The organism is Flavobacterium sp. CFS9, from assembly GCF_041154745.1.
In the GTDB taxonomy this organism is placed as follows: domain Bacteria; phylum Bacteroidota; class Bacteroidia; order Flavobacteriales; family Flavobacteriaceae; genus Flavobacterium.
Genome location: NZ_AP031573.1, coordinates 4,086,478 through 4,100,673 on the forward strand (window position 1 = coordinate 4,086,478; position 14,196 = coordinate 4,100,673).

Below are 14,196 nucleotides of genomic sequence, written 5' to 3' on the forward strand. Positions count from 1 at the left end.
TAACGAGTGTGATTTATATTTTTAAAGTCAATCCCTATTTTTGCTATTCATACCTGAACTAAGATGAAATTACTTATAGTCGAAGACGAACCAAATCTATTGTCCATTTTGCGGAAAGGATTTGCCGAAAATAATAATGAAGTTAGTGTGGCTCTGGATGGCAGAACTGCTCTGGAGATGATTCACAATTACAATTTTGATGTTGTTGTTTTGGATGTAATGCTTCCGGATATTAACGGAATTGAGATTTGCAGAAGACTTCGTGCCGGTAAGAATTTTGTTCCGGTGTTATTGTTAACCGCTCTTGGAACGTCAGAAAATATTGTGACCGGACTTAATGCCGGAGCCGATGATTATCTGGTAAAACCTTTTAAGTTTGGAGAATTGGACGCCAGAGTCAATGCACTGCACCGTAGAGCCCACCAGGACACCGAAAAAGTAGACACCATAACCATTGGTGACTTAGAAATAAACGGTCGGGCAAAGACAGTGAAAAGGGATGGAGAATCGATTGTCCTGACCGCAAAAGAGTTTAAACTGTTGTACTATCTGGCTAAAAACAGCGGCCGCATTGTTTCCCGCGATCAGATTTTAGATAACGTCTGGGATATTAATTTTGATATGAATACCAATGTTGTCGATGTGTACATTACTTATTTAAGAAAAAAAATCGATAAACCTTTTGAAACCAAACTCATCCATACCATGAAAGGTCTGGGTTATGTGATACAGCCATAAAATGGATATAAGAAAAAAAATAACATATACTTATGTAGCCTTGTCGTCTTTTAGTACATTACTTCTATGTATTGTTGTTTTTGTTCTATTCAAAGAAAATAATCGTTACCATTTCTTAAAAAGGCTGGGAGACAGAGCTAAAATCGTCGCATCTATTCATTTTCAGAACGATCCGGAGAAAATAAAATACTACAGTAATCTTAAAAAAAACGGACTGGAAGAACTTATCGAAGAAGAAGAGTTCGTTCTTAAGATAAACAGTGCCAATAGCTTTGATTACAATACAAAGCTGAATTTACCGAATGAGTTTTATACTAATGTTTTAAGGACCGGAAATGACTATTTTGAGGTCGAAAACAAGTATTATTTAGGACAGGTTTTTACAGAGAACAATCAAAAATATATTGTAATTGTGGGAGCTCGTGACCGAAAAGGGCCAACCACCACCATTTATATTTTAAAAATCATGCTGTTCGGTGGTATAGGTTTCATATTTCTGGCCTTCTTTTTAGGACGTTTCCTGGCCAAAAGAGTCATTAATCCTGTGGCAAGAATTACCAAAGAAGTAAACAGAATTAGTGCTTCCAACCTTCACAATCGTTTACCGGAAGTCAAAAACTCAGATGAAATTTCCGATCTTACGGAAACCTTCAATGATATGTTGGATCGCTTGGAAACCTCATTCGAGATACAGGCTAATTTTATCAATAATGCTTCACACGAACTAAAAACACCTATAACGACAATCATTGCGGAATCCGAAATTATGCTTTTGAAAGAAAGAGAAGTTCCGGAATACATTCAGTCCCTTGAAAATATTTACAGTCAGGCTTCCCGATTAGGAAACTTGACCGAAAGTCTACTGAAACTTACGCAAACAGGTTATGATGGTAAAAAACAAGTTTTGGATATTGCCAGAATCGACGAAGTATTAATGGATGTAAAGTCGGATTTAGACAAAATTTATCCGGACAACAGGGTAAGTATCAAGCTGAACTTTGCACCTAAAGATTCAAATTTGCTTTTAATTCCATGTAACAAACCGCTTTTGGAGCTTGCTATCAATAATATTATTACCAATGGTGTAAAATATTCTGATAACAATGAGGTTTTTGTAACCCTTTCCGCCAATCAGGACTGGATAAAAGTAGCCATCAACGATATCGGAATCGGGATTCCACCGGAAGATATCCCGCATTTGTATGAGCCTTTCTTTAGGGGTAAAATTGCGACTAAATATATAGGATACGGCTTGGGACTTCCATTGGCTTCCAAAATCATCCGCATGCACGACGGAGAGATTCAGGTACAGTCGGAGCAAAATAAAGGTACCATTGTAACCATTGTCTTCAATAAAACAAGTTCAAGGAAAAGCAACATTAAGACTTCTAATGTTGAATCTTAGAAAATTCTAATTTCATATTAAGACCCTTCTAATTTGGCGGGAGTTACTTTGTAAGTATAAACTAAAAGAGTATACTTATGAAAAATTTCCTTATACCTACTACTTTAAAAGACGATACAATTTGTGCTGTAAAATCAGCTGTTGGTCAGGCAAAAGATTCAGATTGCGAAATTATTCTTATGATGGTATCAGAGACTCCTGATGCCTTTTCATCCTCTAATTTTTTACGTGAAATGCGCACCGGACTTACTGCAAGTCAGGAAGAAGTGCTGGACACTTGCCGATACATTATTGAACATACACCCAATTGTAAAATAAAGGTACACAATCAATACGGACTTTCTTCTCCTATTTTTAAACGTATTATTGATGTTTTTGCTATAAAACTGGTAGTGCTTACCAATTCGTACAAACAGGAAACAAAACGAATTCACCAATACCTGGTACAATTAGCCGGAAATCAAAGATGCCCGATTCTGCATTTAGGTTCAGAGCAATACAAAGAAGACTTCAACAAAGCGCTTTATATTGAAAACGGACGTGCCAACATGCATGTAAAAGATGTTCAGCAGTTTTTGAACAACAATTTTTCATTTGAAATTGTAAGCCAGACTTCCAGTTTTGAAGACAACTACGAGAATTTTGCTCCTTACTTATCAGAAGCGATTTCAAAATACGATATCGATTTGCTGGTAGAAACCCGCAAAGGAGAGAAAATTCAATTCAAGAAAAATAAAAAAGAGAGTATAAACGATAAAACTGGTCTACCGGTGCTTTCGCTCTACGAAGAGTTGGTGTAAAACCAATTTCTAAAAAAAAAACAAGTTTAATTTAAACGGAAAGATATGTTATTAAAGAAAAGAATTCCAATGAGGTACGTTCTCGGGAAAATTAAGGTGGAATTGGCGCTTGTAATGACTTATACCATTTTATTTGAAATTTTTCATCATTATTTCATCAATGTTGCGATCGAAATACCAATCGCAATTCCTACCATGGTAGGTACAATTATATCCTTATTACTGGCTTTTAAGTCCAATCAGGCTTATGACAGATGGTGGGAAGCACGCATTATTTGGGGATCAATTGTAAATGAGTCCAGAACTTTGGTGCGACAAATGCTTACTTTTTATAAAGATCCGGGGTTTTCTGTAGAAGCAAACGAGTTCAAAGAAAACTTCACCAAAAGACAAATCGCATGGTGTTACAGTTTAGGACAGGCGCTGCGTAATAAAGATGCAATAAAACCAATTAAAGATTTGATCAGTGAAGAAGAGCTGAATTTTGTGAAAAACCATCAGAATATTCCAAATGCCATATTACTGCTTCATGGTAGAGATCTTAGAATTGCCAAGAAAGAAAAACGATTAAATCCTTACCAACAGGTTGAAATAGACAATACTTTGTCAAGATTATGTGATGCAATGGGGAAATGCGAACGTATTAAAAACACCATTTTTCCAACCACTTACAGCATGTACATCAGAATGACGCTGTGTTTGTTTATTCTATTGCTGCCTTTCGGATTGATCAGTTTATTAAGCTGGTTTGCCGTTCCGTTAATTACAATTATCGGAGGAACGTTCTTCTTAATTGAAAAAATGGCCATCCATTTGCAGGATCCATTCGAAAACAGACCAACAGATACACCTGTTACGGCAATTTCGAATACCATCGAAAAGAACTTGATGCAAATGTTAAACGAGTACCAAAGCGAGTTTGACATCATCAAAGAATTCGATCTTCAACCCGATTTAAAGAAAGCGGAAAACAACGCTTATTTTGTTTTATAATTATGTGAATTGATTTTGGTTTCTCAATTTGTTAACTGGACAGCGCTTTGTTAATGCGGCTGTCCAGTTTTTTTATGTACTTTGACCAGTTGGGTGTGAAATGTGAGATGTTAAATGTGAGATGTGACTGCAAACTGCGACTTGGTTTTATTGGCCAATCAATTTTCCCAAGGTTTGTATAGACCCTCTTAATTCATTGGTCCACGGCAGTCCAAAACTCAATCGCATACAATTTGAAAACTGATTCTGAAAAGTAAAAATTCTGCCAGGAGCAAAACTGATTTTGTGTTGCATGGCTAACTGATAAAAAGCGGCCGTATCTATATTTTTATCCAATTCAATCCAAAGAAAAAAACCTCCTTGTGGCTGACTTACCTTAGTTCCTTTGGGAAATGACTCTAAAACCGTATTGATATAATTGGTACAGTTGTGATTCAATATCTGACGTATTTTTCGAAGATGATTTTCATATCGGCCATTTTTCAAAAAGTCACCAACTACCTGATGTGTGATAGTAGGAGTGGAGAGGGTATGATAGATTTTGTTGCGTAGAATCTCTTTTTTGAATTTCCCCGGAGAAACCCAGCCCACACGATATCCCGGTGCCAAAGTTTTTGAAACCGAACTGCAGCAAAGTACAATGCCGCTTTCGTCATAGGTTTTGCAATTGGTTGGACGGCTTGAGCCAAAGTACAAATCACCGTGAATATCGTCTTCAATCAATGGAACGTTGTAAAACTCCATTAATCGCACCACTTCCTTTTTATGTTCAACGGGCATCATACTTCCCGACGGATTACTGAAGTTACTCATCAGTAAACAGAGCTTTACTTTTTTAGTAGAAAGTGCTTTTTTCAGCGCATCCAGTTCTATTCCCGTAGTCATATTGGTAGGCAGTTCCATGATATATAAACCCAGAGATTTAGCCAATTGGAGTATGCCAAAATAAGCGGGACTTTCGGTAATAATGGTGTCTCCGGGTTTGGTTAGTGTCATCAAACAATGTGATATGGCACTTGTACAGCCCGGCATGGTAATAATGTCTCTTTCCGTTAAAGAACCTCCCCAAGTGAAAGACCATCGTGCAATTTCTTTTCTTAGATTAAGATTACCCTGTACCTGTTCATAACTGGTACCGCTATTAGGAAGCTGACGCATGGCCTGAATCATTCCCTTATTTAATTTAGCAATAGGAAGCAATTCGTTCGAAGGAAACCCCAGAGAAAGCATCGTAATACTCGGATCGGTCATGTTTTTGTAAACCTGATCAATTAAATCTTCCCGGTCAATGTTCACGCATTTTAAAACAGGACTGCTGGGCGTGGGCTCAGGAATGGTTCTGGCCGAAATGTTTGTCACATAATAACCGGATTGCGGTCTGGATTCGATAAGAGACCTGCTTTCAATTTCATAATAGGCTTTACTTACCGTACTCATGCTGTAACCCGTTTCGGCACAGACTTCCCGTATTGAGGGCAGCTTATCGCCCACATTTAAAACCCCCGATTTTATCTGCTTTTCAATTCGGTCAGCAAACTGTAGATACAAGTAGTTGGAATTTTTCATAAAAAAGAAACTGTTATGGTGCAATTTACAAAAACTGTATCTGTATTGCTGTTTTATTTTTTAGAAATTTGCTTTATTCAATAACGAACCTAAAAAGAATTACTTGTGAAAACAACAAAATATTATGCAGCAGCCATTACCTGTTTCGTCATCTGGGGATTTTTTAGCCTGGCGTTAAAGCCTATTCACGAGTATCCTTCTTTAGATATTTTATTCTATCGTGTTTTCAGCTGTAGTATTCTCATGTTACTGATTGCTTTTATTTTTAAAAGAAAAAGAATCAAAGAAACCATCGGGACTTTTAAAGCATTACCTGCCTTAGAGAGACGCAGATCGCTTTTACTGAATATTGGAGGAAGTGTCTTTTTAATGGCTAACTGGTTTACCTTTATTTATGTAATGAATCATGTTAGTGTAAAAGCAACTTCTTTGGCGTACTTAGTGTGTCCAATTTTAACCACCTTACTGGCGTACTTTATTTTGAACGAAAAACTAAGCAAAACACAATGGATGGCTGTAGGATTAAGCGTTTCCGGCTGTTTGCTTTTATCCTATGCCAATATTATGGACATGGTTTTTAGTATTGTCATTGGTTCTACTTATGCTTCGTATTTAGTTAGTCAGCGTATTAACAAAGGATTCGATAAATTTATTGTACTGACCTTCCATATTACATTGGCAGCCTTATTTTTATTACCGTTTTACCCGGCTTATAGCGGGCCAGTTCCAACAGAATTCAAATTTTATTTCTGTATCGAAACTATTGCGATTCTGTTTACCATATTCCCGTTGTTTCTTAATTTATATGCACTTTCGGGAATCAACTCGTCAACGGTAGGGATGCTCTTAAATATCAATCCGATGATTGCATTTTTATTGGCGCTCTTCTGGTATCATGAACCGATCGGATTTGTACAAATAGTGGCTTATAGTATTGTTTTTCTGGCTGTATTGGTTTTTAATTCACATCATATTTTTGCTATCAGGCAAAAAATAGCGCAATATCCTAAGGTTCTCAAGTAATTTGAAATGCTTTATGTTTTTTATTGGTTTAGAATCTAAAGTATTAGAATCTTATTAGATGTGTCAACAGGAATGAATATTTTTCATTCCTGTTTTTTTATGTGTTCTCATCTCTGTTTGCTTTTGCCCTTTCAGGGCGTAACGATCTTTCCTATCATTCATAGTGCTCCGCACTATGCTATGGCTAAAGCTCTTTCAAAGCAACATTTTTAAAATACTTAGCTTTTTAAGATTATTCACATTTCAGTATAAGTATTCAAACAGCTAAAAGGGCTGAAAGCTCAATAGCAAAAGCATAGTGCAACGCACTATGATCTAAGTTAAAAGAAAGTATTGCCCTGAAAGGGCAAAAGCCTAATCCCAAAGAAAAACAATTCTCTTATTTTGTATTGTAATTTTCCAAAATGAAATTAAAATTACCACAATCTTAACAAGGTATGTAAACAGGAATGAGTATTTTCATTTTTACTTTTTAATATCACATAAACTGTACATATAAAAGAGATTTAAGCGACGTAATTCGCTGAAAATTGATGTTTCGACACCTAAAAACCAATATTCTTATGAAAAATACCAAGCTCCAGGCCTTTATTCCGTTGTTTTATTTGGTGTGGTCCGATGATTTGCTAACTCAGAAAGAGTTTGTTACCATTCAGAAATTTATCAATGATCTTAGCTGGCTTTCGCCCGAAGAAAAGCAGCAATTACTTTCCAGAGTTGATATTTCAAATCCGCCGGGACGAAATGAACTCACGCAATGGAAATTGGATATTGAGAAAAGCATTGAAAATAAAGAAGATATTAGGTCGATTTTTGATATTGCGGTGGCACTTTCAGAAAAGGATCTTGACATTTCAACTTTAAAATCAAATTTTGTTCAACTGGAAAACGATCTTGGGATTTTAGGAGAAGAAGCGCTCCAAAACTTTAAAACCAAAGCGGGTTCTTTTACGGCAAATTTTCAAACCAACAGTGAGTTTGATGTTCAAAAAATTACAGCTCTTTTAAATGGTAAAGAAGCTGCGATAATCAATAGAGTAAAAGCAATTATTTCAAGACCTGAATTTGCGTACGAAACTTCCACAGATATTACGATTTATCGTCAGACGGTTTACAAGTGGTGCAAGCTGCTCGCTGACGAAAATCTGGGTAATATGGCGTCCCCAAAAGAATATGGAGGAGGAGAAAACATAGCCGATTATTTTGCGATTATGGAAACTTTGAGTTACCATGATCTAAGTTTGGTGATCAAATTTGGCGTTCAGTTCGGACTTTGGGGCATGAGTGTACAATCGTTAGGAACAGAAAAGCATTATGCCAAATATTTAAGGGATATTGGAACATTAAAAATTCCGGGTTGTTTTGCGATGACCGAAACACATCATGGTTCTAATGTAAAAGGACTGGAAACTACAGCAACTTACAATCATACAGATCAGACTTTTATTATCCATACACCCAATAAAAATGCTCAAAAAGAATATATCGGAAATGCGGCTGTTCACGGGCAGATGGCAACTGTTTTCGCAAAACTAATTATAGACGATCACGATTATGGCGTGAACGCATTTGTTGTTCCATTAAGAGATATCAATGGGACTGTACTAAAGGGAGTTACAATTGGAGATTGCGGACATAAAATGGGACTTAATGGAGTAGACAACGGAACTATCAGTTTCAATCAGGTAGTGATTCCGAAAGAAAACATGTTGGATCGTTTTGCCTCTGTAAATGATAAAGGAGAATTTGAAAGCCCGATTCCCAGTGACAACAGACGTTTCTTTACCATGTTAGGGACTTTGGTCGGCGGTCGCATTGGGATTCCCCGTTCAGCGTTGGCGGCTGCTAAATCCGGACTGACAATTGCTATTCGATACAGCGATCAGCGTCGACAGTTTGGACCTGAAGGCGGGTCAGAAGTTCCGATTCTGAACTACAGAATGCACCAGCGTAGATTAATTCCGCCATTAGCAAAAACATATGCGGTACATTTTGCGCTGCAGTACCTTACCAATCGCTTTTTAAACAGAACTGAAGCTGAAATGCAGGAAATTGAGGCATTAGCCGCAGGAATGAAATCCTACTCAACCTGGAGCACAAGGGATATACTGCAGGAATGCCGTGAAGCCTGTGGTGGAAAAGGATATTTATCAGAGAACCGAATCAATGCATTAAAAAACGATACCGAAATTTACACCACTTTTGAAGGTGACAATACTGTTTTGATGCAATTGGTAGCCAAAAACAGGCTCTCAGAATTCAGAAAGTCATTCGGAGAAATGGGCTCGTTAGGGATTATCAATTATGTATATGAAAATGCGAAAACGGCACTTACGGAGAAAAATCCGATAGCAACCAGAAAAACGGATGAGGAACATTTATTGGATGGAGAGTTTCATTTGCAGGCGTTTGTGCACAGGGAGAGAACAATTTTAGCTTCGGCAGCACGACGCATCAAGAAACTGGTTGATGGAGGTTTAGAACCTTACGATGCTTTTAATGTCGTGCAGCACCAAATGATCGACGTGGCTCAGGCTTATCTGGACAGAGTGGTGCTGGAGCAATTTCAATTGGCAGTTAAATCAGTAGAAGATAGTAAAACCAAAGAAATTCTGACGAAACTCAATCAGTTATACGCGCTTTCACAGTTAGAAAAAAGCAGAGCCTGGTACCTTGAGGATGGTTATATGGAACCCATTAAAACGAAAGCAATTCGTAAAATAGTCAATCAGCTTTGCTGGGACATTCGACCGGATGCGGTGGCTCTGGTGAATGCTTTTGATATTCCGGAGAGTTGTCTGTCAGCACCTATTGCGGTTAAATAGTTTTTTTGGGAGTGAAATGTGAGATGTAAAATGTGAAGAGCTTGAAATAAACAGCCACGAATTCACGAATTTATTGTAATCTGTTTGCATAAAAAATTCGTGAATTCGTGGCTTATTTTTTTAGTTGTAGTTTCTTTTTAAAGAGGGTAAATTGTTGGTTTATTGCGGATTAGGTATTTTGTTTTGTAGCAACAAGAAGTTTTTGTTATTGTTTTTTGTTATATCATGAAGTCTTTAAACCATAGCTTTATTGACGTAGCTGGCTTTCTCAAAATCCATGATATTAATAGAAATTATAGGGACTTCAGGAAGTATCTCGTTTAGTTTAGAAACAATTGCTTTTGATAATCCTGCTTTTTGATCGTTATTTCGACCCTCCAGAATGTAGGCAAAGACGTGAATAAAATCGTCTGAAGAATTTCCATTATTGTAATAGCTGAAAGGATGAATACGAACCTTAATATCGGTAGGAACAAAAAGAGTAGTGGCTAAAGCGGTATGGTAAATCTCCTGCATGATATCGTCGGCAGATTTTAGTCGGATTACATTTTCAGAGCAATCAATAACAAAGTGTGGCATGAGTATAATGTTTAAATTAGAAAAAATGAAGTACCAACAAATTTACAAAAATCTGATGGAGAATAAGTGTCGTTATTTTTTTCGGAAGCTTTTATTTAGTACAAAAAACACAATTTTCAATCTGCTAAATATTTCCTTTTTCTAGTAGCACTTTCTTATATTTGCGAGTCTCATTATATCTTTAATTGGTTTGAAAAATTATCTGCTCTTTTTTCTCTTTGCTTTTTTAGGAAGTCCTGTTTATGCAGCGGACGGCACAGATAGTATTATCGATAAACTAAACGAAGTTTTAAAAAACAAAGCTCATTATGTTCGTTTGAGAGAAGAACGAATTTTAAATTTTAAAAAAATCAAATCCGATGATTTAACGAAAGAACAGGAGTACAATTACAACGGAAGTCTGTACAGTCAATATCTGAAATTCAATTCTGATTCGGCTATTGTGTATGTTAAAAAAAACCTGAAAATCGCCAGCGAGCTTCAAAATACGGATTTACTGAACCTGGCCAGTCTGCAATTGGTAACATTGTACTCTTCATCGGGAAAATATCGCGAATCTGAAGCTATTTTAAAAAGCATTCCTAAAAAAGAATTGCCTAAAAAACTACTTCCTAATTATTATATTGCCTATCGCGAGTTTTTAGAGCATTATGCTGCCAATAGTGACGATTTAAGCTACATTGAGCAAATTAACAAATACCGTGATTCGCTGCTAACTGTTTTAGATCCTTCTACATTAAACTATCGAATCACCAGAATTGAGCAGGAGATGTCGGAGAAAAAGTTTGCTGCGGCTGAAAAAAAACTGTTGGATTTATTGAAAAATGCAAAAGAGGATCATCCCCAATATGCCATGATTACCTATCTTTTGGCAAGCATCTATAAAGAAACACGGCAGCTCGAGCTTCAAAAGAAATACTATGCACTTTCGGCCACTGCTGATTTAAAAACCGCAAACAAGGATAATGCTTCTCTTCAGGAACTGGCTTTGTTTTTTTATGAAGCCAATGATGTTGACATGGCCTATAAACTAACCCAGTCGGCTATTGAAGACGCTTTATATTGCAACGTTCAGTTTCGTACCCTTTTAATGTCAGAGGTATATTCGATCATCAACACCGTGTACTTAGAGAAAGAAGCTAAGCGAAAAACCGAGCTTCAACTGTACCTTTTGTGCATCAGTTTGTTGTCGGCATTTTTAGTAGTTGCTGTCATTTACGTTTACAAACAAATGAAAAAAGTATCGCGAATCAGGACAGAACTGTATCATACAAGTCAAAAGTTAGCCGAATTAAACAAAGACATTACAGAAACCAACAATCAGCTGCAGGAAAGAAATGCACAATTGTCAGAATCCAACCATGTTAAAGAAGAATACATTGCCCATTTTTTCAGTCTTTGTTCTGCTTATATCAACAAATTAGAAAATTACCGCATTACTTTAAACAAAAAAGCGACTGCCAAACAATTTGATGAGATCTACAAAGTATTGAAATCAACCACACTTGTAGATAACGAACTGGAAGAATTATACAAAAACTTTGACATCATCTTTTTGAATTTATATCCCACCTTCGTAAAAGATTTCAACGCACTATTAATTCCGGAAGAGCAAATCGTTTTAAAGCAGGGAGAACTCATGAATACAGAACTTCGAATCTTTGCTTTGATTCGTTTGGGAATTACAGACAGTGTAAAAATTGCAGCATTTTTACGTTACTCTTTGAGCACGATTTACAATTACCGAACCAGAGCACGAAATAAAGCCGCAGTTTCCCGAAATGATTTTGAAGAAATGGTCACAAAAATTGGCTTAATATCCGTAAAAGTTTAGAAAATCCTTCTAAAATCACTACTTTTTTTGGCTTTTTGTTTTTTGTAAACAATTGTTATACATTGAGTTGTGTTTTTAAATCACTACTTTTTTTCATTTAGAAATCCAGAACAAACTATAACGTTTTAGCTTTACAGTATTCTTAAAAAGAGAAGTACTGCTTATACTTTCTTCTGATTGTAAATTAAATGCTTTAATAAATATAGTTATGTTTAAAAACGTTAAAACAATTGTTGTTTTACTATTGTTGAGCTCTGTCGGTGTAAGTGCACAGCATAAAATTCCGGTTTATTTAGACGATAAAAAATCGATTAATGAACGCGTAGAAGATGCCCTTGCAAGAATGACAACCGACGAGAAAATTGCCATGATACATGCGCAGTCCAAATTTAGCTCACCGGGTGTACCGCGTCTGGGGATTCCGGAAAACTGGATGACAGATGGGCCACACGGAATTCGTACCGAAGTTTTATGGGACGAATGGGATCAGGCAGGATGGACTAATGATTCCTGTATTGCTTTTCCGGCCTTAACCGCACTTTCTGCTACCTGGAACAAAGAATTATCCTCTTTATACGGTAAATCTATAGGGGAAGAAGCACGTTACCGTAACAAAAATGTATTATTAGGACCCGGAGTTAACATCTACAGATCACCACTAAACGGCCGTAATTTTGAATATATGGGAGAAGATCCTTTCCTGACTTCGAAAATGGTAGTTCCTTATATCAAAGGAGTGCAGGCAAACGGAGTAGCTGCCTGTGTGAAACATTTCGCTTTAAACAATCAGGAAATAGGGCGTAATACTGTTAATGTAATTGTTGACGATCGTGCGTTGTACGAAATTTATTTACCGGCTTTTAAAGCTGCCGTTCAGGAAGGAGATGCCTGGGCAATTATGGGAGCATATAACAAGTACAAAGGACAGCACTGTTGTCATAATGAGTTTTTACTGAATGATATTCTGCGTGGAGAATGGGGTTTCAAAGGAGTCGTAGTATCAGATTGGGGAGGAGTTCATGATACCAAACAAGCCATTTACAATGGGTTGGATATGGAGTTCGGTTCCTGGACGAATGGGCTTTCCTGGGGAACCAGCAATGCTTATGACAATTACTTTTTGGCAAAACCATATTCTATTATGATTGCAAAAGGTGAGGTTGGAACAAAGGAACTGGACGAAAAAGTACGTCGTATTTTACGTTTGTCATTCTTAACGACGATGGACAAGAACAGACCTTTTGGTTCTTTTGGAACAGAAGAACACGCCAAAGCAGGTTTGAAAATCGCTGAGGAAGGAATTGTATTACTCCAAAACAACAATAACATTTTGCCAATTAATCTTTCTAAAACAAAGAAAATTGCGGTGATTGGAGAAAATGCCATCAAAATGATGACTGTTGGAGGTGGAAGTTCTTCGCTAAAAGCCAAATACGAAATTACACCGCTTGAAGGATTAAAGAAAAGAATAGGAAATCAGGCCGAAATTACTTATGCTCGAGGGTATGTGGGAGATCCGACAAGTAATTATAATGGTGTAGTAGCTAAAGTAAGTCTGGAAGACAAACGTTCTGCTGCCGAGTTAACAGCTGAGGCTATAAAAGTAGCTGCAGCCACAGATGTTGTTTTGTTCATAGGAGGTACGAATAAAAGTGATAAACAAGACGCTGAAGGTTTTGATCGCTTGGATTTAGGTCTTTCGTACGGTCAGGATCAGTTGATAGCAGAATTGGTGAAAGTAAATAAAAACATTGTTTTTGTAAATATTTCCGGAAATGCAGTGGCAATGCCATGGGTAAAAGACGTTCCGGGAATTGTACAAGGCTGGTTTTTAGGCACAGAAGCAGGAAATGCTTTAGCTGCTGTTTTGGTTGGAGATGTGAACCCTTCAGGGAAACTGTCGTTTACCTTCCCTGTAAAGTTATCAGATAATGGAGCTCATGCATTAGGCGAATTTCCGGGTGGCGATGATGTTACCTATAGAGAAAGTATTTTCGTAGGTTACCGTTGGGCTGACAAGCAAAAAGTAAAACCATTATTCTCTTTTGGACATGGTTTGAGTTATACGACTTTTCAATATGGAAAAGTAACTGCTGATAAAAAACAGATGGGAGCCGGAGATCAGATCACTTTTTCGGTAAAAGTAAAAAACACCGGAACGAGAGAAGGTTCAGAAGTCGTTCAGCTTTATATCAGTGATCTGAAATCTTCATTACCGCGTCCGGTTAAGGAATTGAAAGGATTTGAGAAAATTTCCCTTCAGGCCGGAGAAGAAAAAACAGTGACTTTTACTATTGATAAAACGGCACTTAGCTTTTTCGACGATAAAAAGCACGACTGGGTAGCTGAACCGGGAGCTTTTGAAGCTATTATCGGAGCATCTTCTAGCAATGTAAAGTCAAAAGTGAGTTTTTCACTTCAATAATTTCATGT

Annotated in this window: 10 protein-coding genes; 8 read left to right on the forward strand and 2 right to left on the reverse strand. The window is 37.0% G+C overall.

Annotated features, from left to right (window positions below):
- The first annotated feature begins 63 nt into the window (after positions 1-63).
- The 4 genes from ACAM30_RS17205 to ACAM30_RS17220 all read left to right on the forward strand — a co-directional run bounded on the left by ACAM30_RS17205 (position 64) and on the right by ACAM30_RS17220 (position 3,936).
- Positions 64-738, forward strand: coding sequence for a response regulator transcription factor (locus ACAM30_RS17205; RefSeq protein ID WP_369615803.1), 675 nt, complete (start codon positions 64-66; stop codon positions 736-738).
- 1 nt (position 739) lies between these two features.
- Positions 740-2,143 carry an ATP-binding protein gene (locus tag ACAM30_RS17210; protein ID WP_369615804.1) on the forward strand — a complete coding sequence of 468 codons (1,404 nt, stop codon included), beginning with the start codon at positions 740-742 and terminating at the stop codon, positions 2,141-2,143.
- A 77-nt stretch (positions 2,144-2,220) separates the two neighbouring features.
- Positions 2,221-2,943 carry a hypothetical protein gene (locus ACAM30_RS17215; RefSeq protein ID WP_369615805.1) on the forward strand — a complete coding sequence of 241 codons (723 nt, stop codon included), beginning with the start codon at positions 2,221-2,223 and terminating at the stop codon, positions 2,941-2,943.
- Between the two features lie 45 nt (positions 2,944-2,988).
- A complete protein-coding gene (locus tag ACAM30_RS17220; RefSeq protein WP_369615806.1) occupies positions 2,989-3,936 on the forward strand; it encodes a bestrophin family protein in 948 nt (315 codons plus the stop codon).
- 147 nt (positions 3,937-4,083) lie between these two features.
- Here ACAM30_RS17220 and ACAM30_RS17225 read toward each other — a convergent pair whose 3' ends face one another.
- The gene (locus tag ACAM30_RS17225; RefSeq protein ID WP_369615807.1) at positions 4,084-5,502 is read right to left on the reverse strand and encodes a PLP-dependent aminotransferase family protein; all 1,419 of its coding nucleotides are present in this window, start codon (positions 5,500-5,502) and stop codon (positions 4,084-4,086) included.
- Positions 5,503-5,607: 105 nt separating this feature from the next.
- On the opposite strand from ACAM30_RS17225, the gene ACAM30_RS17230 reads away from it, so the two are divergent.
- Both ACAM30_RS17230 and ACAM30_RS17235 read left to right on the forward strand, forming a co-directional pair.
- On the forward strand, positions 5,608-6,525 hold the full coding sequence (locus ACAM30_RS17230; RefSeq protein ID WP_369615808.1) for an EamA family transporter: 918 nt from the start codon (positions 5,608-5,610) through the stop codon (positions 6,523-6,525).
- A gap of 563 nt (positions 6,526-7,088) precedes the next feature.
- On the forward strand, positions 7,089-9,350 hold the full coding sequence (locus tag ACAM30_RS17235; protein WP_369615809.1) for an acyl-CoA dehydrogenase: 2,262 nt from the start codon (positions 7,089-7,091) through the stop codon (positions 9,348-9,350).
- A 234-nt stretch (positions 9,351-9,584) separates the two neighbouring features.
- Here the strand turns inward: ACAM30_RS17235 and ACAM30_RS17240 are convergent, their stop codons facing one another.
- Complete coding sequence (locus ACAM30_RS17240; RefSeq protein WP_369615810.1) at positions 9,585-9,929, reverse strand: 5-carboxymethyl-2-hydroxymuconate Delta-isomerase; 345 nt, start codon at positions 9,927-9,929, stop codon at positions 9,585-9,587.
- 190 nt (positions 9,930-10,119) lie between these two features.
- On the opposite strand from ACAM30_RS17240, the gene ACAM30_RS17245 reads away from it, so the two are divergent.
- The gene (locus ACAM30_RS17245) at positions 10,120-11,763 is read left to right on the forward strand and encodes a DUF6377 domain-containing protein (RefSeq protein WP_369615811.1); all 1,644 of its coding nucleotides are present in this window, start codon (positions 10,120-10,122) and stop codon (positions 11,761-11,763) included.
- A 208-nt stretch (positions 11,764-11,971) separates the two neighbouring features.
- The gene (locus ACAM30_RS17250) at positions 11,972-14,188 is read left to right on the forward strand and encodes a glycoside hydrolase family 3 C-terminal domain-containing protein (protein WP_369615812.1); all 2,217 of its coding nucleotides are present in this window, start codon (positions 11,972-11,974) and stop codon (positions 14,186-14,188) included.
- Positions 14,189-14,196 lie beyond the last annotated feature (8 nt).

Bases quoted from the DNA above. Each gene is read 5' to 3' on its own strand.
- ACAM30_RS17205 (WP_369615803.1), top strand. From the start codon at position 64: ATGAAATTACTTATAGTCGAAGACGAACCAAATCTATTGTCCATTTTG.
- ACAM30_RS17210 (WP_369615804.1), top strand. From the start codon at position 740: ATGGATATAAGAAAAAAAATAACATATACTTATGTAGCCTTGTCGTCT.
- ACAM30_RS17215 (WP_369615805.1), top strand. From the start codon at position 2,221: ATGAAAAATTTCCTTATACCTACTACTTTAAAAGACGATACAATTTGT.
- ACAM30_RS17220 (WP_369615806.1), top strand. From the start codon at position 2,989: ATGTTATTAAAGAAAAGAATTCCAATGAGGTACGTTCTCGGGAAAATT.
- ACAM30_RS17225 (WP_369615807.1), bottom strand. From the start codon at position 5,502: ATGAAAAATTCCAACTACTTGTATCTACAGTTTGCTGACCGAATTGAA.
- ACAM30_RS17235 (WP_369615809.1), top strand. From the start codon at position 7,089: ATGAAAAATACCAAGCTCCAGGCCTTTATTCCGTTGTTTTATTTGGTG.
- ACAM30_RS17240 (WP_369615810.1), bottom strand. From the start codon at position 9,929: ATGCCACACTTTGTTATTGATTGCTCTGAAAATGTAATCCGACTAAAA.
- ACAM30_RS17250 (WP_369615812.1), top strand. From the start codon at position 11,972: ATGTTTAAAAACGTTAAAACAATTGTTGTTTTACTATTGTTGAGCTCT.